The sequence below is a fragment of the Psychrobacillus sp. FSL W7-1457 genome (assembly GCF_038593405.1).
Lineage (GTDB): Bacteria > Bacillota > Bacilli > Bacillales_A > Planococcaceae > Psychrobacillus.
In genome coordinates this window covers 3,663,312-3,685,795 of record NZ_CP151993.1, presented here as the reverse complement: position 1 = coordinate 3,685,795, position 22,484 = coordinate 3,663,312, and the positions used below count along the sequence as shown (strand labels likewise).

General features: G+C 36.5%; 23 protein-coding genes. 17 read left to right on the top strand and 6 right to left on the bottom strand.

The window, feature by feature from the left end:
* Nucleotides 1–722: 722 nt before the first annotated feature.
* From NSQ95_RS18065 to NSQ95_RS18010, 12 genes are all read left to right on the top strand, one after another.
* On the top strand, nucleotides 723–1,130 hold the full coding sequence (locus NSQ95_RS18065) for a hypothetical protein (protein WP_340881517.1): 408 nt from the start codon (nucleotides 723–725) through the stop codon (nucleotides 1,128–1,130).
* A gap of 41 nt (nucleotides 1,131–1,171) precedes the next feature.
* Complete coding sequence (locus NSQ95_RS18060) at nucleotides 1,172–1,945, top strand: hypothetical protein (protein ID WP_340881519.1); 774 nt, start codon at nucleotides 1,172–1,174, stop codon at nucleotides 1,943–1,945.
* Nucleotides 1,946–2,013: 68 nt separating this feature from the next.
* Nucleotides 2,014–2,940: a hypothetical protein gene (locus tag NSQ95_RS18055; protein WP_340881521.1), complete on the top strand. Its 927-nt coding sequence runs from the start codon at nucleotides 2,014–2,016 to the stop codon at nucleotides 2,938–2,940.
* A 131-nt stretch (nucleotides 2,941–3,071) separates the two neighbouring features.
* Nucleotides 3,072–4,109: a hypothetical protein gene (locus NSQ95_RS18050; RefSeq protein WP_340881523.1), complete on the top strand. Its 1,038-nt coding sequence runs from the start codon at nucleotides 3,072–3,074 to the stop codon at nucleotides 4,107–4,109.
* Nucleotides 4,110–4,715: 606 nt separating this feature from the next.
* A complete protein-coding gene (gene ltrA, locus NSQ95_RS18045) occupies nucleotides 4,716–5,975 on the top strand; it encodes a group II intron reverse transcriptase/maturase (RefSeq protein ID WP_340885825.1) in 1,260 nt (419 codons plus the stop codon).
* A gap of 223 nt (nucleotides 5,976–6,198) precedes the next feature.
* Nucleotides 6,199–6,684 carry a DUF2243 domain-containing protein gene (locus tag NSQ95_RS18040; RefSeq protein WP_340881525.1) on the top strand — a complete coding sequence of 162 codons (486 nt, stop codon included), beginning with the start codon at nucleotides 6,199–6,201 and terminating at the stop codon, nucleotides 6,682–6,684.
* Entirely contained in the window at nucleotides 6,677–7,504 is an 828-nt protein-coding gene (locus NSQ95_RS18035; protein ID WP_340881527.1) for a cytochrome c oxidase assembly protein, read from the top strand. The genes NSQ95_RS18040 and NSQ95_RS18035 overlap by 8 nt, the downstream gene beginning before the upstream one ends.
* Entirely contained in the window at nucleotides 7,501–7,653 is a 153-nt protein-coding gene (locus NSQ95_RS18030) for a hypothetical protein (RefSeq protein WP_340881529.1), read from the top strand. The genes NSQ95_RS18035 and NSQ95_RS18030 overlap by 4 nt, the downstream gene beginning before the upstream one ends.
* 21 nt (nucleotides 7,654–7,674) lie before the next feature.
* Nucleotides 7,675–8,115, top strand: a complete 441-nt coding sequence (locus NSQ95_RS18025; RefSeq protein WP_340881531.1) for a DUF2512 family protein — start codon at nucleotides 7,675–7,677, stop codon at nucleotides 8,113–8,115.
* A 376-nt stretch (nucleotides 8,116–8,491) separates the two neighbouring features.
* Nucleotides 8,492–9,931 (top strand): hypothetical protein, encoded by a 1,440-nt coding sequence (locus NSQ95_RS18020; RefSeq protein ID WP_340881533.1) that lies wholly within the window; start codon nucleotides 8,492–8,494, stop codon nucleotides 9,929–9,931.
* Between the two features lie 126 nt (nucleotides 9,932–10,057).
* The gene (locus tag NSQ95_RS18015) at nucleotides 10,058–10,963 is read left to right on the top strand and encodes a DMT family transporter (protein WP_340881535.1); all 906 of its coding nucleotides are present in this window, start codon (nucleotides 10,058–10,060) and stop codon (nucleotides 10,961–10,963) included.
* A gap of 6 nt (nucleotides 10,964–10,969) precedes the next feature.
* The gene (locus NSQ95_RS18010; protein ID WP_340881537.1) at nucleotides 10,970–11,851 is read left to right on the top strand and encodes a DMT family transporter; all 882 of its coding nucleotides are present in this window, start codon (nucleotides 10,970–10,972) and stop codon (nucleotides 11,849–11,851) included.
* Between the two features lie 69 nt (nucleotides 11,852–11,920).
* On the opposite strand, the gene NSQ95_RS18005 is transcribed toward NSQ95_RS18010, so the two are convergent.
* Nucleotides 11,921–13,537, bottom strand: a complete 1,617-nt coding sequence (locus tag NSQ95_RS18005) for an MFS transporter (RefSeq protein ID WP_340881541.1) — start codon at nucleotides 13,535–13,537, stop codon at nucleotides 11,921–11,923.
* A 147-nt stretch (nucleotides 13,538–13,684) separates the two neighbouring features.
* Between NSQ95_RS18005 and NSQ95_RS18000 the strand changes: the two genes are divergently transcribed.
* From NSQ95_RS18000 to NSQ95_RS17985, 4 genes are all read left to right on the top strand, one after another.
* On the top strand, nucleotides 13,685–14,206 hold the full coding sequence (locus NSQ95_RS18000; RefSeq protein WP_340881543.1) for a hypothetical protein: 522 nt from the start codon (nucleotides 13,685–13,687) through the stop codon (nucleotides 14,204–14,206).
* 137 nt (nucleotides 14,207–14,343) lie between these two features.
* The gene (locus NSQ95_RS17995) at nucleotides 14,344–14,787 is read left to right on the top strand and encodes a MarR family transcriptional regulator (RefSeq protein ID WP_340881545.1); all 444 of its coding nucleotides are present in this window, start codon (nucleotides 14,344–14,346) and stop codon (nucleotides 14,785–14,787) included.
* Between the two features lie 5 nt (nucleotides 14,788–14,792).
* Entirely contained in the window at nucleotides 14,793–15,269 is a 477-nt protein-coding gene (locus tag NSQ95_RS17990; RefSeq protein WP_340881547.1) for a glutathione peroxidase, read from the top strand.
* Nucleotides 15,270–15,366: 97 nt separating this feature from the next.
* Nucleotides 15,367–15,726, top strand: coding sequence for a hypothetical protein (locus NSQ95_RS17985; protein ID WP_340881549.1), 360 nt, complete (start codon nucleotides 15,367–15,369; stop codon nucleotides 15,724–15,726).
* A 47-nt stretch (nucleotides 15,727–15,773) separates the two neighbouring features.
* Here the strand turns inward: NSQ95_RS17985 and NSQ95_RS17980 are convergent, their stop codons facing one another.
* On the bottom strand, nucleotides 15,774–16,172 hold the full coding sequence (locus NSQ95_RS17980; protein WP_298474101.1) for a VOC family protein: 399 nt from the start codon (nucleotides 16,170–16,172) through the stop codon (nucleotides 15,774–15,776).
* Between the two features lie 244 nt (nucleotides 16,173–16,416).
* Between NSQ95_RS17980 and NSQ95_RS17975 the strand changes: the two genes are divergently transcribed.
* Nucleotides 16,417–17,814 (top strand): MATE family efflux transporter, encoded by a 1,398-nt coding sequence (locus NSQ95_RS17975; protein WP_340885828.1) that lies wholly within the window; start codon nucleotides 16,417–16,419, stop codon nucleotides 17,812–17,814.
* 69 nt (nucleotides 17,815–17,883) lie between these two features.
* On the opposite strand, the gene NSQ95_RS17970 is transcribed toward NSQ95_RS17975, so the two are convergent.
* The 4 genes from NSQ95_RS17970 to NSQ95_RS17955 all read right to left on the bottom strand — a co-directional run bounded on the left by NSQ95_RS17970 (nucleotide 17,884) and on the right by NSQ95_RS17955 (nucleotide 22,370).
* Nucleotides 17,884–19,062: an aminotransferase class I/II-fold pyridoxal phosphate-dependent enzyme gene (locus tag NSQ95_RS17970; RefSeq protein WP_340881552.1), complete on the bottom strand. Its 1,179-nt coding sequence runs from the start codon at nucleotides 19,060–19,062 to the stop codon at nucleotides 17,884–17,886.
* Nucleotides 19,063–19,264: 202 nt separating this feature from the next.
* On the bottom strand, nucleotides 19,265–19,972 hold the full coding sequence (locus NSQ95_RS17965; RefSeq protein WP_340881553.1) for an ABC transporter ATP-binding protein: 708 nt from the start codon (nucleotides 19,970–19,972) through the stop codon (nucleotides 19,265–19,267).
* A 4-nt stretch (nucleotides 19,973–19,976) separates the two neighbouring features.
* Nucleotides 19,977–21,047, bottom strand: coding sequence for an ABC transporter permease (locus tag NSQ95_RS17960; protein ID WP_340881555.1), 1,071 nt, complete (start codon nucleotides 21,045–21,047; stop codon nucleotides 19,977–19,979).
* Between the two features lie 24 nt (nucleotides 21,048–21,071).
* The gene (locus NSQ95_RS17955; RefSeq protein WP_340881556.1) at nucleotides 21,072–22,370 is read right to left on the bottom strand and encodes a globin-coupled sensor protein; all 1,299 of its coding nucleotides are present in this window, start codon (nucleotides 22,368–22,370) and stop codon (nucleotides 21,072–21,074) included.
* Between the last annotated feature and the right edge of the window lie 114 nt (nucleotides 22,371–22,484).

The following is a 22,484-nucleotide window of genomic DNA, read 5'->3' as shown; positions in this document are numbered from 1 at the left end:
ACAATCGAACGTAATCAGACTTCACTATTTAATACGTAAAGAATCAACTGGGCTAGTAGTCTATTAATAGTGTTTGAATATGAAACCTCTACGATTGTTCCTTTCGAAGTTTTTGTAAGAAAGCAGAAGAAGGGCCGAATCGTAAAAATACGGAATGGGAATAAAAAATATATGTAACACAAAAGCTTTTAAAGAAATAACAGAGTTATCTATCGTCAACGTAAAACTGACGTGGATCCAGTTTTTGATTTTTGAAAGCTAATTTAGGTATTACACGATTTTCGTAGTTTTGATGACTCCACTTTAACTAGCTAGCTTAGGACCTATTTATGAACAATCCTCTTTTTATTCGTAAGTAATAATATATATATAAGGCACGAAAATGTATAATTTTCAGCATTTATCAAAATTAGATGAAAAAATACCTTTTAGGGAGATATAAGGTTCCATTAGCCTGTCTATTTAAGTCGGAAATAAGAATATTTTGACTATTTTTGTATTATTCTAAGAAGTTTTATCGAATAGATTGAAATGAATTGAATCAAAAGTATAATAATCTTAATCTTCTGTTAAAAAGCAAAGAAATTTAACAGAAGTAGAGGTGAAATAGTCTATATACCTATAGAAAAGGAGGGTAATTAAGTAATTAGGTTCATTGTCTGAGGTACTTTTGTCTTAAAAGAAGAAAGTGACTGGGGGGAAGTGAAATTCGGAAAATAGTAGTGGTTATTACATTTATACTACTGGTTTTTGTTGGTTCTAGCTACATCTCGGCAAGTAGTATTAACTATTTTGCTCTGGGAAATTGGTTTATCAAAGTTCAGGAAATAAAGGAACAAAAAGAAGTTGACGAGTCTATTAGTAATTCGTTAGTAGGATATGAAGTTATTCTTAAAGACTCTTTACAGTACCTAACTAACTCTATTCAAGAAAATATTTTAGAAAAACAAATCGATCGTTCTAAAAAAGAGATTACAAAAACACAAGGAGAATTTAAGAGTGAGTTAAGTGAAGTTGTAAGCGATCTTGAAAACATGAATTTGGATGAACCAGCTATTGAGAAGGAACTGGAAGAACAACTGGAACTAGATATCGAAAATACATTTATAAAAGTACTAGAAGGAATTTAAATAAACTATTAACTACTACTAACTAAAAGGGGATATTTAGGATGATGAAAACAGTTAAAGGGAAAATAATTACAGGAACAGTGGCTGTTACATTACTTGTTGGAGCGGGATCTGCGTTTGGGGCGTCTAATGCTGGTGAAATGCTACAAAATTGGTTTAATACGCAGTTTGGTGCAGCTACCGAGGAGTTTGATGAAACCGTTGGTGGATATCAAGACGATAAAACATTAGTAGCATCAACTCAGTACGGGGCTTTAGAGGCGAAAGCTACCAATAAGATTGGTGAATCTCAAGAAGACTCTACTGCAGGTGCTGCTTCTAAGATTGATAAAGACTTGCAAGAGCATAAGGCAGCGTTAGAGGCGAAAAAAGTAGAGCTTACTAATTACACTAATGCTGAGTTCACTAAAATTTATGAGACAGAAAAAGAGAATATACGTCTTCTCTGGTTAGAGGCAAATCGAAAAGCAGAAAGAGATATGGAGGCACATACGATAGCCGAAGGATCTGCTGCTTTAGATACATTAAATGCTGAATTAGAAGCTGCAACAACAGCAGCACTTTCTGAGCTAGAAGCAGCAATAGAAGCTTCCAAGTCAGGTCTTCAGGCTACCATTGACAATCATGTGGACACTAAAACGGATGATTTGAAAGGAAAAATAGATAAGGAATTAGCAGACTTTACGCTTTGGACACAAATGATGACTAACTTCATGATTCAGACCCAAACAGATGCAATAGAAGCAGCTGCCAAAGATTTAGAGACTGCTGCGTTAACTTCTATGCAGGATTTAGTAAATGGGATAAATGAATAAGAGTAAAAAAAACTCTCTGTAAGAGTTCCTCTTTAGAAGCTCTTATACCTCAAAATGGAGGTAGGGAAATGGGAAAAAATATAAAAAACTATAAGGTTATCCTCTTTATTTTTGTCATTCTATGCAGCATGACACTAGGTGGGGGACTAAAATCGGTACTAGCCGATCAGGATATAACACTCATGATGAGCAATTGGTTTAACAAGAAAAAAGAAAAGTCCATAGTAGACCTAGAAAAGGCTATTTCAGAGGAAAAAGATATTCTGTTAAAGGACTTGGAAACTTCTTTATCGAAGGAAATGCAAAAAGCTTCTGACGAGTTGGTTTCATTTACTGCACTTGAAAAGCAAACTAGAATCAATACCTTAAATGAGTATGCGAAGTCTTTAAAATCTCAAATGAAGATAGATAATACAGAACAGGAGAAAATAATCCAAGCTAACCTGGATGCCATTATCGCACAGGCAATTGCACAAATGGATGGACAAGCTGCTGAATTCAAATTAATAACTATTCCTTCTAACGATAGTGAAAAAGAAAAAGAAGCTCCTATAAGCCCTGATGATGAGACGGAAGAAAATAAGGAGGAGAATGAGAAGAAGCCTGTTAAGCCTATTTCTGAAGAAGAAAAAGAAAAAAATCCAGAAGCAGACCAAACTTTAATTGGACAACCAATAATTGAGAGTGAAGTAAAAGAGGTTGATATATATGCAGTTACAGATTGGTTTACTGCCCCTAATACACAAAATGTTATAGTAAAAGAAATTGAAATTCCAGAGGGTGTATTTTCTATTAATAGTACATTTTCCGATATTTTAATGAATCAACAAGCTGCAGATGCAATGCGTAGTATACTTCGGGGAATTGAAAAACATCCACAATTTACTGAGATACAATACAAGACAATAGATGAAATGTCACGTATTTCACCATCCATGTTCAACGAAACTATTTTATATCTATTGAACAGTTCATTAAGTCAAATAAAGACATAGTGTTATTGAGTACTAGGTTAAGCAACCTGGTACTTTTTTTATTTCAGGGTAATTTAAATTACTTTCAAAAATAAATTAATTGCTTTTTAAAGTAATTTATATTACTATTTAAAGTAAGGGAGAGGGTTAATGTGGAAGAAATAAGATTAAATGTCGCTTTGCTTAGAAGAAAGGTACCCAACTTGACGACAGCTGCTAAATCCATTGGGATTCGACCCGCTACTGTCTCCAATTTATGCACAGGGAAGATTGCTTTGGGGAAGGCAGAGGTTAAAACACTTGTAGGTTTAGCATCATTAGCGAACTGCACGGTAGATGAATTGATCATACGGGGGGAGAAGAAGGATATGATTGAAACACAAATCAAGGCATTAGACTTTTTTGCACCACTAGTAAAGGATGGGACGATTGGTTTGGTGGCGAGACCAGGAATGGGTCAGTTGGTTATACTTGCTGAGCTTCTGCATCGTTTTAAGGATAGTAATTACACAACACTGTTTTTATTACCCAAAAAAGAGCATGGTGAGCTTGAAGGAACTATAGAACTAGCCGATTTTGTTACCAATACTATTGATGAAACACATAAAAAGCTCTTAGAGATTCAAGGAGATACAGTATTTATCACAGATAGAAGCTATATTATTTCAGGAGAACTATTGGATTTACAGGAAAAAATGATTGCAGAGAATCTAGATGGGATTACAACTATCTTAGTAGATTTATCTGGAGAGGTAGTAGATGAAGACATGCCGTTTGGTCCTTTAGAAACTATATGGCAGCTAGATGCAGACCTTGCAACTCGTCATATGTATCCTGCGATTCACCCTATCTATTCGACCTCATCTGTCATGGAGGGAATAGATGTTGACCAGCGTCATTTTAGTTTAAGACAGCGTGCACAAAAGCTATTAAGACGCTATAGAGAATTACGTTCCATTGTAGGGGTGCATGGAATTCAAAAGCTTCCAGAGAGTGAACTGACAACCTACGAGCGAGGAGAAAGACTAGAGGCATATTTTACCCAATCATTTTATGTAGCGGAACAATTTACGGGTCCAGGAGTAGCTGTTTCAATAGACCGAACTCTAAATGATGTTGAGGCTATTTTAGAAGGAAAGCAAGATCATACTAAGGTAGAAGAGTTAAAATTTGTTGGGAGTCTCAGTTAAATAATAGGTAGAAAAAGATGCGAAAGACATAGTCCTTCGCATCTTTTTTTATGTGCGCCCGGCATGCGCATGAACTATAGGGTGCAAGTCCCGAACCCCGAAGACAGAAGTAGAGGTTAGCCGAGAGCAAGGGTGTCCGTGGTGACGCGGAATCTGAAGGAAGCTGGAGGCAAATCACCGGTCCGAGGAACACGAATCTCATAGAAGGCTAGGTATGATTGAGTGAGTTTGCATAACAAAACAAAGCTCTTTCTGTCGAAGGTCATACCAAGTAAATGAGGCGGATAGATGGTGTGAAAGTGCATGCGCTTACCCGGGGAGGTCTGATGGAAACGTGAAGTACCCTTCATAACCCACTCCATGAGGAGTGGCTGAACCATCAGAAGTCAGCAGAGGTCATAGTACGAATGGGTCTAGAACCATTCGGAAGGACTGAACAATTAGGAGAGAATAACCCTTGGCTTTCCAACTTGGATGAATGAACACAGAAAACAAAGAAACCTCACGCTTAGAAAGTAGTGGTGAATCCCACGAGGGTATTTGCGGAGGGTGTAGTCCAGTTGGGCAAAAGAAGATAAGTTATTCACGGAAAGGAACGAAATGGCGATGTTGAATCAGATACTGGAACGGAAAAACATGATACAAGCGTTAAAGCGGGTAGAAGCGAATAAAGGAAGCCATGGAGTAGACATGATGCCCGTACAAACCTTACGACAGCACATCCTCGAAAATTGGGAAACCATTAAATCGCAGATTTTGAATGGAACCTATGAACCGCAGCCAGTACGTCGAGTCGAAATCCCGAAACCAGACGGTGGTGTGCGTCTATTAGGTATTCCAACCGTGATAGATCGTTTGATTCAACAAGCTATATCGCAGATATTATCTGAGGAATATGATAAAACATTTTCAGAATACAGCTATGGATTCCGACCAAATCGGAGTGCCCATGATGCCATTCGAGAAGCAAAGGGTTATATAAAAGAGGGTTATCGATGGGTCGTGGATATGGATTTAGAGAAATTCTTTGATAAGGTCAATCATGACCGACTAATAGCAACGTTAGCGAAACGAATTTCAGATAAACCTTTACTAAAACTCATCCGTAAATATCTCCAATCCGGTGTCATGATAAATGGAGTAGTTTCCAGTACAGAAGAAGGAACCCCGCAAGGTGGACCTCTAAGTCCACTCTTATCAAACATCGTATTAGACGAACTTGATAAAGAGTTAGAGAAACGTGGACATAAATTCGTTCGGTACGCAGACGACTGCAATATCTATGTGAAGAGTGAACGGGCAGGGATACGAACAATGGCGAGTATACAACGATTTATTGAAGGAAAACTTCGACTGAAAGTGAACGAAAAGAAATCGGCAGTGGACCGCCCTTGGAATCGAAAATTCTTGGCGTTTAGCTTTACTGCTCATAAAGAACCGAAGGTTCGTATTGCAAAAACAAGTCTACAACGAATGAAGAAGAAAATACGAGAAATTACCTCTAGAAAGATGCCATATTCCATGGAATATAGAATTGAAAAGTTAAACCAATATCTAGTGGGTTGGTGTGGATACTTCGCTTTAGCAGATACACCTACCATATTTAAAATATTGGATAGCTGGATTAAACGAAGATTACGTATGTGCCTTTGGAAGGATTGGAAGAAACCTCGAACAAGAGTCAGAAATCTTACTCGATTAAAAGTTCCTTATGGAAAAGCATACGAGTGGGGAAATACCCGTAAAGGGTACTGGCGCATTTCTAAAAGCCCCATATTACACAGAACCCTTGGCAATTCCTTTTGGGAAAGCCAAGGGCTGAAAAGTCTGCACGTTCGTTACGAAACTTTGCGTCATTCATCTTAATTGAACCGCCGTATACGGAACCGTACGTACGGTGGTGTGAGAGGTCGGGAGTTAATCACTCCCTCCTACTCGATTTTCACGAGGCTAATACTTTTAAAAGTCTCTAGTTGGTTTTTGGCAATATAGAGAAGGTAACGATTCATAAGACTAATGGTTTAAGAACAGTTAATCAGGGAAAAACTAAAATAAAATTTGAGGTAATGCAAACAGAAAGGAGGATATCATGGCATCGATAAAAAGTAATGCACCTACTAAAGAAAATCAGAGGCTTTATTCCACTAAGAATATGTGGACGGGCATATTATTTGGATTAGGGGTAGTAGCCTTTATAGATGAAGTAGTTTTTCACCAGCTTTTACATTGGCATCATTTTTATGACAAGTCTACCACGGACATCGGGCTTGTTTCAGACGGCATTTTCCATGCTTTTAGCTTCTTTGCTACTGTAGGTTCAGCTTTTTTAATGGCAGATCTTCACAGACGCCAAGCATTTTGGCCAAAAAGGTGGCTAGGAGGAATATTTTTGGGAGCTGGCATTTTCCAGCTATATGATGGAATCATTCAGCACAAGCTATTAGGTTTACATCAAATTCGCTACAATGTGGATATATTGCCGTATGACCTAGTTTGGAATATTACTGCAGCTTTAATGATAGTAGTAGGAATTATTTTGTTAAAGCAAACTAGTGTAAAGAGTAGAGGTGTATAAATTGCATAGTCATTCTCATGAAAGCAGCTTAAACACTGATTTTGTACAGATTATACTAGGTGCACCATTTGTTCTCTTGCTGTTCTTATATTTATATGCTGTCTTATCATCAAATAAAAGCAAAAAAAAGTGGCCTATTTACCGAACTGTTTTATGGATATTAGGAATAGCTTTAGCAATGATATCTGTAACGGGGAATCTCGCACAGCAGGCACATACAGACTTTGTTGCTCACATGGTTGGGCATTTGTTTTTAGGAATGCTTGCACCGTTATTGTTGGCTTTAGCAGCACCTATGACACTATTTTTAAGAACTCTGCCAGTCAAAATCTCAAGAAAAATAACAGGGATATTACGAACTAGATTCGTTCACTTTTTTCAAAATCCTATTGTCGCTTCCGTGCTAAATGTGGGAGGGCTTTGGTTATTATACACGACTCCACTATTCGCAATGATGCATGAAGGTACTTTGGTTTATATTATCATTCATATACACATTTTCTTAGCAGGTTATCTTTTTACTATTTCCATCATTTATATTGACCCAACACCATATAGAAAAAGTTATGTTTACAGGTCTGTTGTCTTTATCTTTGCTTTAGCTGGTCATGCAATTCTATCCAAGTATATTTATGCAAATCCACCACTTGGTATATCCAGAGAAGAAGCAGAAATGGGAGGCATGATTATGTATTATGGTGGGGACGCTATTGAGATAGGGTTAATAGTCATCCTTTATTATCATTGGTTTAAACAAACTCGTCCTAAGGCTGAGGTAGTTAACCCTAAACCCATAAATGGAAAAGAGGAGCTAATATGAAGGATAACGCAAAGTATACGATTGCAGGAACTAATATTGATGAAGTCAAAAGGCAAAATGCTAATTCTGGATTAACTTATAATGAGTTAAACGAATTAATAGCTAAACAGTTAAAGGATAAAGAAATAAATAGTCAAAAATCAACTTAAAAGAAAGGACTGTGGTTTTGAATGTATTTCAAAGCATGTCTCATTAAGTTTATTATGACAACAGCCGTCATTTGGATTGTACTAGGTTATTATGGGGTAGAATTATTAAATATTTTTATTACAAGTATTGCTTTAACTGTTTTAGGCTTTATAGGTGATATCTTTTTAATGCCAAAGATCGGTAATGTTCTTGCAACCTTTGGTGATTTCATACTAGCACTTGCAGTAGTTTGGCTAATAGGTACTTACTTATTCGACCCTTCCGTCCCTGTAGGAAGAGCTGCATTTATTATTTCTCTTATATTGATAATCGGGGAAATGTACTTGCATCAATATATAAAATTGTATATTTTCGAACCAAGAGTAACAAATCCAAGCGATAAAGCAGGTTATTATCAAAGAACTCATACACAATTGGAATTCGCAAAAGCTTTTAGTAAAGAGGACTTTAAGAAAAAATAAAAAAATGTATATTTTATCGTTTATAACTCATTCTAATACGGAAGAAGGGAGGTAAAATATAATGTCAAACAACAATAACAACAACCGTAATAACATCAACCGCAATAACAATAACAATAACAACAACAATAACAACAACGAATTCGGTGAGGAATTCAACTTTGAAAACATAAACAACAATAATAACAACAATAACAATGACAGAAACAACCGGAATATCAACCGTAACAACAATAACAACAATAACAACAACGATAATAACAATAACCTGTAATTTATAGGTTAAAAAGCAACTTTACCTTTTTAGGTAAAGTTGCTTTTTGTTTGAAAAAACGAAAAGGTGGTATCTAAAGGTTAAGAAATGGGGGAATGGACTGTGACAAGCAAGTTAGAAGAGTTAGATGTAGAAAAAGCATACGTAACTTTTATGTTCCCATTCGCCTTTTATGAGAAACAGAGACATAAAATGATGGAAACACTAGAAAGGCATCATTTTAAATTTTTTAAACTAAAGAACAATACACTTCAAGCTGGTTATTATGGAAAAGGAGTAAGGGTTAGACATGAACAACTAAGTCAATTTTTTTTACCATATATAGAAGATAAACTATTCCCCCAAACTACAAAAAATAGGGGGTTTTTAAGATACTCAAAAGAAATAAATGAAGAATTCACATGGGAATTTAAAGAACAAAAAAGTACCTTTGTTATTAATAGTGTAGACATTACGCTATGTCCTTTTGGTATCGGATTAATAACAATCCGAACGTTAAAGGAAGGGCATGAAAATTTATCAGAGTTCTTGCAATTTGTTTCTCACTTTAGAGTATTAGAACCTAAACTGGAGGAAGAGCAAGGAGTCATTATATATAATGATTCCTACACCTTTGAAACAACCAACCAATTAGTATTGGATCATTTATGTCCTTCAGTTAAGCCGTTTATTATAAGAAATGAACATTTAGAGGGGTACTATGGTAGTCTTCCTTTTTTTGAGGATGCCAGAATGCTTTCTTCCATTTTTCTCGTAGTAAAGGATGATCAAGAAATCTTAGAGGAGCACTTGTATCGGGTTGCACAGGTTGATGGTAAAATCGATGGATATCCATATATATCTAGTACAAACCCGAACTACATTGAGCAGTTTGTTGAAAAACGGGTACATAATCGATGGGCTCCATTTACATATACTATTATCTCTGAGAACGTTCAGGCAACTGTTACTAAAATAGATGAGCAAGCTTCCCCAAATAGCATCTCTGACTTTATGGGAACGATGTATTATAATTTATTGTTACATTACTACTATAAGATAATGCTATTAAAACTATCCTTTGAGCATAGTGAGGTAAGCTGGTCCAAGGATAAGGAGTATGTGAGAGAGCTTATGGAGCTTATTTCTAAATTTTATTCAAGATACTACTTTGGTCAGGTTTCTCCTAGGCAAGAGGGGAAGGAGCTTACCCATTTACTTCGAGAAGCATTTAATCTAAACCACCTCTTTATTGAAGTTAAAAAGACATTAGATGATTTGTATCGTGCACAAGATAACCAAACGAGTAACCGTCATAATATGCTATTGTTCATGCTGACAGTATATACGACTATTTCCGGTATTTATGGCATGAACTTAGTCATAGAGGATTGGAAGGGCTTTGCTGACTGGTCGAAAGTCCCTGGATACTCATTCTTTGAATGGATTTCCCTAATTACTGCGCTAAGTGGTATTGGCTTGTCTTTAGCACTACTGATTAGTACAGGAGGTAAGGGATTAGCAAACAGATATAGAAAATGGAAAAGAGAGCGTACAGATTAATCCCCTAGTAGGGGATTTTTTTGTATAAGAAGATATTTTATATTGTCTACTTTATGTTGATAAAGTGCTAGATTATAGGATAATAATAGTTACAAGAAAAAGAAAAAGAAAAAATGGGGTAACGTTGTGAATTCTGAAAAAACTTCTAAATCAATTGTATTACCGTTAATAGTTTCTATTGTAGCGATTTCATTTGCAGCAATTTTTGTGAAATGGTCCAGTGCACCAGCAACTATCTTAAGTATGTATCGAATGATCCTAGCTAGCTTATTGCTTTTGCCGGTTGTCTGGATAAAAAGAAACGAATTTAAAAGGATTTCAAAAAGAGAATGGTACCTTTTGTTCTTCTCGGGAATGTTCTTAGCTTTGCATTTTGCTCTCTGGTTTGGCTCTTTGAAGCTAACTACTGTAGCAAGCTCAACCATAATACTAGCGCTCCAGCCGATCATTGCTTTAATCGGCGGAATGATTTTATTTAAAGAAAGAACTACTGCCAGTGCTTTGCTTACTATGGGTATTGCAGTTGTAGGTGCTGTTATGGTGGGATGGGGAGATTTTGGGCTTAGTAAAAGTGCCATATTAGGAGATATTCTTTCATTTTTAAGTGTTATTGCAGTGGTGGGTTATTTACTAATTGGTCAAAGTGCTGTAAAGAAAGTATCTCATTGGATTTATAGTTTCTGTGTATTTGGTTTTGCTGCAGTCGCTTTAATTCTTTATAATGTTGTCACTTCGGTTCAGTTGACAGGCTATGATGCCAAGGAATGGGGGATTTTTGTTTTATTGGCTGTCGTTCCTACCATTTCACATCTCATAAATAACTGGCTTCTTAATTACGTAAATGCTACGACCATTTCTATGAGTATTCTTGGAGAGCCTGTTGGAGCAACCATTTTAGCTGTTATTATTCTAGGTGAACGTATAGTTGCTTGGCAAATTATTGGTGGTCTTATAGTTTTAATCGGCGTTTTCTTTTTCCTTATGCAACAAATCAGTGGATATAAGAAAATAAGCAAAACAAAGGTAGGGTGAGTTTAGATGAATAGAGCGGCAATGCTAAAAATGACATTGTCCATGGCCATTTTTGGATCAATTGGTTTTTTTACAGGAAAAACTGGTATTCCTGCTATAGAGTTAGTGTTTGTTCGCTGTATTTTTGCCACCCTTTTCCTTGGTGCATTATGGTTGATTACTGGTCAACATAAGACAGAAACGTGGAAAAAAAGAGAACTGCTTCAAACTCTTCTATGCGGTGTATTCTTAGTTCTAAATTGGGTATTCCTTTTCAAGGCTTTTGAAGTCACATCGATTACGATTGCGATTACTATATATAATTTGGCGCCGATCATTGTATTGTTACTTGGAACCTTATTTTTGAAGGAGAGGATGACATGGACATCACTTGTTGCGATACTTGTATGCTTTCTTGGAAGTGTTCTGATTGTAGGTATTAATACCACTCAATCCCTATCAGCGTTTCTGGGCTCTGGCTTTTTATGGGCACTTTTAGCTGCATTTTGCTATGCGATGACTATGCTTCTTGGAAAAGGTGTTAACCAGTTAAGTGCCTATGCAATGACCTTTGTCCAAACCACAATTGGAATTGTAATACTACTTCCGTTTCTTCAACTTAATGTATTTCAAGGATTAACTATAGAAAACTGGCTATACATAATTGGTACGGGCTTAATACATACAGGATTTGTCTATTATTTATTTTTTGATAGTCTTAGAAAGTTAACTGCTGTGGTGATTTCCGCATTAGTATTTGTTGACCCAGTCGTCGCTATATTACTAGATACATTGATATTAGATTTCCGTCCAACACCTATGCAAGTTTTAGGGATTTTAATGGTTTTTGGAGGAATTATTTATACACTTATTAAATCTAATAAGAGAGAGCCAGTTGAATCGCTGTAGATGAATATTGTTAGACCAAAAAAGGTAAAAGGTATTACTGATATGCTTAGTCAGTAATACCTTTATGATTTACCTTTCTAGACTTCGCTTACGAATGGGCGACAGAACGAGGGTTGTAAGGATAATTAGAGTTGCTATTACAACAGCAGAATAGAAGAGCCCTCCGTAGCCATTTTGTGCAGCTATTGTAGTTACTTGGTCGATACTTTTTAATACAGTCTGAAGTAATGTTGGATCTTGTATTTGGTCTAATAATCGTGACATAGTTTCCTGGGAAATAATTTCCCCAGAGGAGGACACCTGTTGGGAAAGGTTTTGAAACTCCTGGAGGCCTGCCTCACTGATGTTTGCTTCCTCGATGTTTTGCTGTAATATTTTTGGGAAATCATTTTGGAAAATGGTTGGCATTTCGTTAAATCCTCTAGTAATAAATCCGGCATAAATAGTTGGAGCAATGGTCATACCGATTTGTCTACTTAAAGAGAGAGTTGCTAATGCAGTGCCCTTGTCGGCGTTTAGTTTTTCGGTTGCTAATATATTTAAAGGCGCCCCAAGAATTATACCCATTCCGAATCCAGCTACTGAAGAAGCGAGAATGAAATGCCATTTAGCTTCAATCCAAGTAGGAAACAATAGAAAACCAATGGCAGACACAATACCAGATAGAAGTACGGCTAAAATTGGTCCTTTTTTATCAACTAACACACCACCCATCGCAGCTCCTAACCCAGCTGCTAATGCAAGAGGTGTCATCCAATACCCAGCGTTTTCTTGGGCTATCCCAAGCACTTGCTCAGAAAAGGCAGGGATAAAAATCATACCTGCTAATAGAGCTCCTGAAAACATACCGATTAACAAGGTTAATAAGTATGACGATTTGGATAGCAAACGAAATGGAAGGATGGGATCACCACCACGTTTTTCTAAACGACTTTCATGGAATAATAATAGGAGTAAAAGAACAATCCCTGCTAAAATATATCCATATACCTCAAACTCCAGCAGGCTCGTAAAGAAGTTAACTCCTTCAATATTAGTCAACCCATACATAATTCCTAGAATAGACAAGGAAAGTAAAACAATTCCTAGTAAATCCAGTTTTCCAACTGCTGCATCCTTTGTTTCTTCTAACTTTAAAAAACCAAGTATAACAAGAGCGATTGCAATAGGTATATTAATGAGAAATAAGAAATGCCAACTTCCTGTAAGGTCTAACAACACACTACCAAGGTTGGGTCCTAATACTGCTGCAATACCATTCATCCCCCCCAGCATACCTAAAGCCTTACCTTGTTTTTCTACCGGCAGAGTGCTTAAAATATGAGAGCTTCCGATGATGAATATACCACCTCCACCTAAAGCTTGGATGAAACGGGCGATTAAATAAAAAGTGAAGTTAGGACTTAAGGCAACTAGCAAGGAACCAATTCCAAAAATGGCAATCTCCACAATGAAAAGACGCTTGCGACCATAACGATCAGAGAGCTTTCCTACTATTGGTACGCTGATTGCAAGACCGAGAGTGTAGAGTGTTATTCCCCACGCCCCCCAGTTCGCATTAACCTCAAAAGAACTATTGATGGTTGTAAGAGCAGCACTGATAATCCCGTTATCAAGAGCAGCCATAAAAACACCAATAGAAAATAATACTATTGCCCATGTTTGAGAAGTGTTTTTTTCTGCCATACCATGACCCCCACTCTTCCTAAAAGATGTCTAAATTTGTTTATACAATATTTTACATTAGCGTTTTGTTTTTGGATAGCCTAAATAATATAGATATAGGTCCAAAAATGCTATTATTATAGCAACTGTTTAAAGGAGAAAATAAAAATGCCAACATATCACTATACGCAACCATTAGAGATAGAAATAACCCCTAAAACCACTGTATATAACGAAGAGGGAAAGGGAATTTGTACATTTCAAAGGTATTACTCTAATCGTTTGAAGCGATTCCTAGATAGAGCCATGGAATACCGTTACTTCCTTCGTTACGATATATATGACTTAAATGATCAAATTATTTTTACATGTAAAAAGGTTTCAAAGAAGGGTAGAGTATATTTTCAAGCCTTTGATTATGAAACAAAGGAACATTACACAATAACCTATGATAAATGGAAGGAACTAGTGGCTGATTTATTAATTCTTGGTAAGGATTTCAATATAGTAATTGAAAAGGAACTAGAAGAATGGACTAGCTATGTTTGTGAAGGAAAAGAAGTTGCTAGGTGGAAAGCTAAGGTAGAAGATGAGTTCGTAATAGAGCTAGAAATTTATGAAGACTCTCCAATACAAAATCCTGCTTTCTTTATCGCTATAAGCCAATGCGCGTTGTATATAGGAAGTTAATAAAGGTAAGGCTCACGGTTGCTTTTGACAGCTGTGAAGCCTTTTTTCTTCGAAGTCAGATTCTTTTACTTTTTTGAAAAGGTACGATATGATTTAAATACATCGTGTGCGATGTATTTATGTGAGGAGAGTAAGAAATGAGTAACAAGAAACCCTCTAAATTAGAGCAGCAGCTATGCTTCGAGGTATATAAGGCTTCCAGTAACTTTGCTAAGCAATATGCTAAAACCTTGGAGCCATTTCAATTAACGTTTCCTCAATATTTAGTATTGTTGGCATTATGGGAAGAGGATCATTTGCTGACGAGGGATATTGGAAAGCGTTTGGATCTAGGAATCGGTACGTTAAACCCTATTATTAACCGAATGATTGAGCGGGGCTGGCTTGAAAAGAAACAATCTAACGAGGATAAACGAGCCTATATTATATCTCTAACTGAGAAGGCTAAAAAAGCAGAAGATGAAATTGAACAATCCATTATAAAAAAAATTACAAGCTGTAACTTCCTAGACATGAATGCAAGTACACTCATGTCCCAATTAAAAGAACTAAATGCTTTTTTATCGAAAATGGAGGAATGATGAAAATGAGTATTTATGACATTAAGGTACAAAAATCGGACGGAACAGAATATGACTTAAGTGAATACAGAGGAAAGCCGATGCTTATCGTTAACACGGCAACTAAGTGTGGACTAAGTAATCAGTTTGATAGTCTAGAAATCCTTTATAAAAAATACAAGGATGAAGGTTTAGTAGTACTAGGCTTCCCTTCCAACCAGTTTTTCCAAGAGCCTGGAAATGGAGCGGAAGCAGAACAGGCTTGTCGTATGAGCTACGGAGTGACCTTTCCCATGCATGAAATGGTAAAACTAAATGGCAGTGAGGCACATCCGTTATTTAAATACTTGACGACGCATACCAAAGGATTGCTTTCAAGTAAGATTAAATGGAACTTCACAAAATTTTTAATCGACAAAGAGGGAAATATAGTTAAAAGATACGCACCAACTGACAATCCTAATGATTTTGAAGAAGACATAAAAAATATAATAAATGAATAAAGTAAAGGACCTGGATCGCCAAAGATCTAGGTCCTTTATGTTTAAGTTTTAGGAAAAAAAGGAATAAAGAGAAAAAGAGACGAAATGGGGAAATAGCATGGAGAGACTAACTGTAAAAGAACAAACACTACTTGCCTATTACGTGTGCAATTTTCTGGAAAAGGGATCAGAAGGTAGCTTATCAAAAGCTTTGAAGGAAGGGTTAGGTGACCGACTCTCTACCATTCAGGAGGAACTTACAAAAAAAGGTCTGTTGAATAAAGAGGATAAAATGATAACAAATGAAGGAATTTTATACATGGATAACACTTTACACATCCAATCATATGCAACAGAAGGAAATAAACTAGCATACGTCAAAGATAGCTTACAAATAAATGAAATCGAGCTTTCGGAGCCCGCGTTAAAGCATTACATTCATCAAAATATTGGAATTGAACAACCATCTATTCATTAACCATAAAATACGTCTGACTCTTTAGAGTCAGACGTATTTTATGTCCACTATTGTCCAAAATGCTCAATATTACTTGCACTTAAATTATTCCCATCAGGATCTTTAAAACCAAAACCTCCTAGACCCTCCTCATTTACATTCAGTGGCCCAACCTCAACTTTATTTTTCTTCAACCATTGATAAAAATCTTTTAACAAAGGCGTATAAAAGTCGATGATACTATGGATCACACTAGAGTGAGTGTTAGTAAAAAATAAAGGTCGAACTTCTTTTGTTTCTACTAAAAAAATAGTAGGAACTCCTTTCGTATGAAAGGAAAGCATGGCAGTCTTGTCTCCTTTAGATTCAACATGAACCCCGAGAACAGTCATATAAAAATCCATGGAGCTCTCTAAATTACTGACGGGTATTTCTACAGTGGCGATACGAGAGATAAAGTGAGACATCTGCGTTAGACCTCCTATAAAGAATATACGTACTAATATATTCTATTTTTACCCTTATTTTCCCTCTATAAATCTAATAAATTTTAGCATAATTTAAATAAAATATAATAAAAATGTAATAGTAAACTGGCACTTTTAACTTGAAGCTTAATTTTAAATTAAATGAAAAGTATAAAATATTATTAGTAGATTGAAGGATTCTATGGTAAGATTTTTCCTGTGAAAAAATGAAAGTAAAGAAGGAATAAACTTGGCAATTAGACAAAAGAAGGATTTAGGAGAAAAGCTAAGCTTATTTCATTTAACTTGGCCAATCTTTTTAGAAGTATTTTTGTTTATGTTAATGGGAATAGCAGATACTTTTATGTTAAGTGCAGTATCTGATAATGCTGTTTCAGGAGTTGGGGCAGCCAACCAATATATCCATATTGCGATATTAATCTTAGAGGTAGTTGGTAACGGTGCAGCTATCGTAGTTTCACAATATTTAGGTTCTAGAAGATATATAGAGGCCTCTAAAATTTCCGGTCTTGCCGTAACTTTAAATCTTGGGGTAGGAATTATTCTTAGTATCGGGTTTGTCATATTTTCTAAAAGTATTATGGCTGGTATGAATTTAGAGGGAGAGGTCCTTGAGTTTGCCAATCAATATTTGATGATTGTTGGCGGTGGTATTTTTCTTCAAGCATTGATTAATGCTTTGGCTGCCATTATTCGTGTACATGGTTATACAAAGCAAACAATGTTTGTTTCGTTAGGGATGAATATAATTCATGTCGTGGGTAACTACGCACTAATTTTCGGTAAATTTGGCTTTCCTGAGCTAGGCGTACAAGGTGCTGCCATATCATCTGTAGTGAGTCGATTTATAGCGCTTGTTGTGTTCTTTTGGCTTCTATATCAAGTAATGGAGTACCGTGTGCAAGTAAGTTACTATTTCACCATCTCTAAAGAGTATGTGGGAAAAATACTTAAAATAGGTTTGCCTTCAGCTTTTGAACAAATTTTATATCAGGGCTGTCAAATCGTATTTTTATATTATGCGACTTATTTAGGAGCAGAAGCATTGGCCGCTAGGCAGTATGCTGTCAATATATCGATGTTTACGTATTTGTTTGCAGTCGCAATAGGTATGGGAACTGCAATAATTGTCGGGAGGTTTGTAGGGGCCAATGAAAAAGAGGAGGCCTATAAATCTGTTTGGTATAGTGTAAAAAGAGCATTTGTATTTACATTAGCAATGGTTGCTGTTGTAATCACGTTCCGCCACCCTTTGATGAGTTTATTCACAGATAACGAGGAAATTATTAAAATTGGAGCTTCTGTACTTGTCTTAAGTATCATACTTGAGACTGGTCGTACGTTGAATATAGTAATTATCAATTCGTTGCGTGCAGCAGGGGATGCTACCTTCCCAGTAATAATGGGTGCCTTGTCTATGGTGATGATGAGTGTGCCGTTAGGATATTTATTTGTTTTTGTACTTGATATGGGACTACCAGGAATTTGGTTAGCTATAGCTGCAGATGAGTGGCTACGTGGTATTATCATGTTCTTTAGATGGAAAAGTAGGAAATGGGAAAAGTATGCGCTTGTTCATGAAAAAGAAGAGAACTCTGATTTAGACAGTCAGACAGTCTAATGTTTAGCTGTCAGATCAAAAACCATCGACAGCTAAATGTCGATGGTTTTTCTGTTACTTAGAAGATAATTATAGAACTAACGAATTAATTTTTAGCTTCTTTAATTGTTCAATCGCTTTTTTTAGTATTTCTACATTTTGTACCAATGCAATTCGTACATAGCCAGCTCCTGCTGAACCAAAGACAGTACCTGGGACCATCACTACACCAGTTTGATCGATTGCCTCGAAGACAAATTCCTTATCAGAAATTTCATAAGGATACTTAGCCCAAACAAACATGCCGCCATTAGAGGGTGCCACATTCCATCCAAGGTCTCTTAATCCATCCATGACTACTCGGTGTCTTTCAGAGAAGGTTTTGCGTAGTGATTCCGTAATTTCCTCAGCGTAGTTAAGAGCAACAATACCTGCCTCTTGTATTGGACCGTAAATGCCAAAGTCTAAATTAGATTTTAATTGTTTCATAATACCGATCATTTCTGAATTTCCAGCGATATAAGCTATCCGGGTTCCCGCCAAACTAAAGCTCTTAGATAAGGAGTTAATCTCCATTCCTACTTCAAGAGCACCAGGCGTGGAAAGAAAGCTACACGGAGAGTCTCCAGTAAAGTAAAATTCAGAGTATGCTGCATCGTGTAGAATAATGACATTATATGTATTAGCAAAAGCAACTACCTGTTGGAAAAACTCCTCGCTTGGCATGGCAGGTACCGGGTTTCCAGGTAAATTTAATATCATTAGCTTAGCTTTTTGAGCTATTTCTGTTGGGATCGCACCTAAATCAGGTAAGTAGTCATTCTCTTCTAGAAGATCCATATAGTAAGGTTCTGCTCCTGCTAATTTTATACCGGCATCATACGCAACATATCCAGGGTTGGTCGTTAGAATAATATCCCCCTCATCACAAAAGGCTAGAGGTAAATGGACTAGTCCCTCTTGAGAGCCCATCGTTTGGACAATTTCAGTCTCAGGATTTAATGGGACATGATAACATCGTTTATAGTAATTAGCCACTGCCTCATAAAAACGTTTCGTTCCACTTAATGTATATCCGTAAGAGTCTGCTGAAAAGCTCAAATCAGATAGTACTTTTCTAGCCGCCTCACTTGGCGGGATGTCGGGACTTCCTAGGCTAAGGTCATATAGCTCGAATCCGGATTCTTTTTTTCTGGCTGCTGCTGCTTTTAAGTCACCAAATATTGCTGGCTCAAATAAGGACATTCTAGTAGAAGGTTGAATGATCAATGAAAGCACTCCCTTGCAAACAATTAATAAATTTTATGTATCATCATAACACAAATTATATTAATATTGAGAAAAATATAAGATATTGTTATGTAGTGGGGAGTAAAAGTCATAAATAGAGCTTTATTTAATCATCAAATGTTTTTACGTAGAACTTTTTATAAAAAAAGAAGGCTGTTGCCAGCCCCCCTAAAAGTAGTATTTAGTGAGATAGTGGATCAGTTTGCTCCACTTCCTTTTTGCTTTTTTCTTCTAATATTCCATCCGTCATGACATACACTTTATCGCAGTATTCAATTAAACGAGTATCATGAGTTACCACAATCGTAGTAGTTTCATTATTTTCTGTTTCTTTCTTCAATAGCTTCATCACTTCGTATGCACGATCAGAGTCTAAAGAAGCGGTTGGTTCATCAGCTAACAGGATAGAAGGCTTACTATATAATGCCTTGGCAATTGCGACACGCTGTCTTTCACCACCTGATAAATCAGAAGGATACTTTTTACGCAACTCAGTAATACCTAGGTTTTCGTACAACGTTTCGAGCTCTTCTTTTGTCATATTGTCTTTTTTTACATTATCGAGTAATTTCATCTGTTTATCTACTGTTAGAAAAGGTACCAAGTTGGAGGCCTGCAATATAAAGCCTATTTCCTTAAGTCGAATTTTAGACCGTTTTTTTTCATTTAGATTGGTGAGATTTTGATTGTTTACAATAATCTCTCCGCTAGAAGGGGATTGCAGCCCTCCGGCAATGGTCAGAAAAGTACTCTTTCCTGAACCTGAAGGGCCGATCACTGCAATAAGTTCCCCTTTATCGGCTACAAAATCAGTTTCCTCTAAAGCATCAACCTGTTTATGGCCAGAGCCAAATGTTTTTTTTACCTTATCTAATTTTAAAATCGCCATTTACTTATCCTCCAATCGCCTTTAACGGGTCTATTTTCACAATGGTAAATACAGAGAAAACTGCTCCTAGAATAGCAACAACCACTAATACAGCCCCATAAATTAACATAGTCGTTAAATCAAAGGCTACAGGAACTGCACTTGGTAAAAATTTTCCGGTTAAAATGGTTAATCCGAATCCGACAACAACCCCTATGAAGGCAAGCAGGAAGGTTTGGACGATTACTGAAACAGAAAGATAACCGTTAGAAATTCCTTGTGCCTTCATGACACCAAACATACTAATCTTTTGAACGGTTAGAACATATAAGAAAATCGCAACGATGACAGAAGAGATTCCAAATAGAAAGTAAATCATAAAGTTTAAGGTAAGTGATTGCTCAGTATATCCAGGAAGGCTCTCAATAAAGTTTTCGATTTCTGTAATTTGAAGCTCATCATTGCTAGTGTTTATAGCATCTAGACTGTCATCCGAAACAACAATACCATTTATTTGATCCTCATTTGCTTCAGCTGCTTCACCGAACTTTATTTTATGGAAGGTTGCTAGTTCCCCATAGAGCACGGGTGCACCGTTAAACCGTGAGCTTTCTGTAAAGCCGACGATTGTTAATGTTTCATCAGTAGATGAAAGTTCTAGTTCATCTCCGATTTTAAAACCCTCTTCTTTTAAATTATCACTTGCTACTACTTCATTTTCGTCGGAGAATTCTTCACCCTCACTGACTTTTGGCATCAAAAATTCTTCTTTGTCTATGCCAAATATAGACACATTCTGCTTAGAATCCCCGTTTGTCGCAATGGCACTTATTTGTCCAAGTATTGCCTTATCCTGTGCATCGATGTTATCTAATTCTTCGGTGCTAATAAATGATTGCGGTAGACTTTTATCCGATTCCTCGGCAAGAACAATAGCAGTTGCATTCCACTTATCTACTGCTTCGCGATTTAGGTTTGCTAAACCGGTAGCGAGCCCGGAAAGGAAAAATACAAGGTATGCCACTAACATTAAGACTCCTATGATTAGAAAAAAGCGTAACTTATTTTTTTTGATTTCATTCCATGCTAAAAACATTCCATTCACTTCCTATCTCTTTTATTAAAGCTGTACTGCTGTTTGATAAAGGCTATCGGCTGTTACAGCAACTGTTTTAGTATCATTTGAAATATCTCTAATTACCTCTACAAGGTTTGACACTTGAAACTCTACTTGGTTTATATAGTCGGTGTTTTCATCTATTGAAAAAAGGATTTTATTGAATTTCCGATTAGTATCCTGGGAGCTTTCTAATCCTAGCTCAACACTCTTTTCCATATTTGCAATAGTGTTAACGGCTTTGTTTGTAAGCTTGGTAGAGGTTTGTACCAAGTATGTAATTTCTTCTACAGAGCGTTTAGACTGCTCCGCTAGTTTTCTTACTTCCTGTGCCACCACTGCAAAGCCTTTTCCATGCTCACCCGCTCGAGCTGCTTCTATAGATGCGTTTAATGCCAGTAAATTGGTTTGTTCCGCTATTTGCTTTACTAGCCCAACGATGTGAAAAATTTCTTCGGAAGAATGTTTTAAATCAACAATAATTTTTGCCATTTCTCCTGTATTACCAGTGACAAGCTCCATTTGTCTTTGCAGAAGTTCTATTAATTTGTTACCGTCGTTAGCTTCTGTTTGTATTTGTTTAACGCTGTCCATATTAGCCTGAACACTTTCGCGTATCCTAGCAGTATTCAATTCAACCTGTTCCATGGAGGTCGTCGTCTCATCAGTTAAGCCTGCCAAGTCCTCACTTATGGATGAAATTTTACTTTTTAGCTCTGTTTTAACAGTATCGTATTGCTGTTGGCGAAGTTTCACGTTTTCTTTTTCGTATTCTTCAAGCACAAGCTGCATTTCTAAATTGATAAGCTTAGATATAGTAAGAGAGATCTTTTCTTTTTGGGCGTGATCCCTTATTTCCTTGTTAACTAACGAAATGATAATTGACTGTATTTGATGGAAGGTCCCCATATACCACTTGGGCTCTAATCCAATCCGAAAGTGCATTTGGGCTAGTCTTCGTTTTCTCTCAATAGTAGTTTCCGTGAACTCACCACTGAACATCTCAATAATATAACTGCCGACTGTTTTCTTTAGACGCTCGATTTGAGTTCTTTCTTCAATAATTGCTCGTAAGGAGGGAACAGAAAGGACTTGCTCATAAAAAACAGAGACAATATCGTCTATACCCTTTTCCACATAGGGCTGAAACGTATGTATCATTCTTATATCGTCCTTGCCTAGACCAATTAACTTCATTTGCTTCTTTAATTCTGGATAAAGCTCCAACTGTATAACTGGTTCTTTTACAGTTGTATTTAATTCCGTTTCTTTAAACCATTTTTTCGCAAAAGGTATTACCAATCTAATCTCTCCTTATTGAATAAACTTGATGAATAGGTGCAAATGGATTTTCTTATACTCTTATTATTAACAGGATGTATGACGTTTGTCAAATGTTTGTATAATATTATTTAT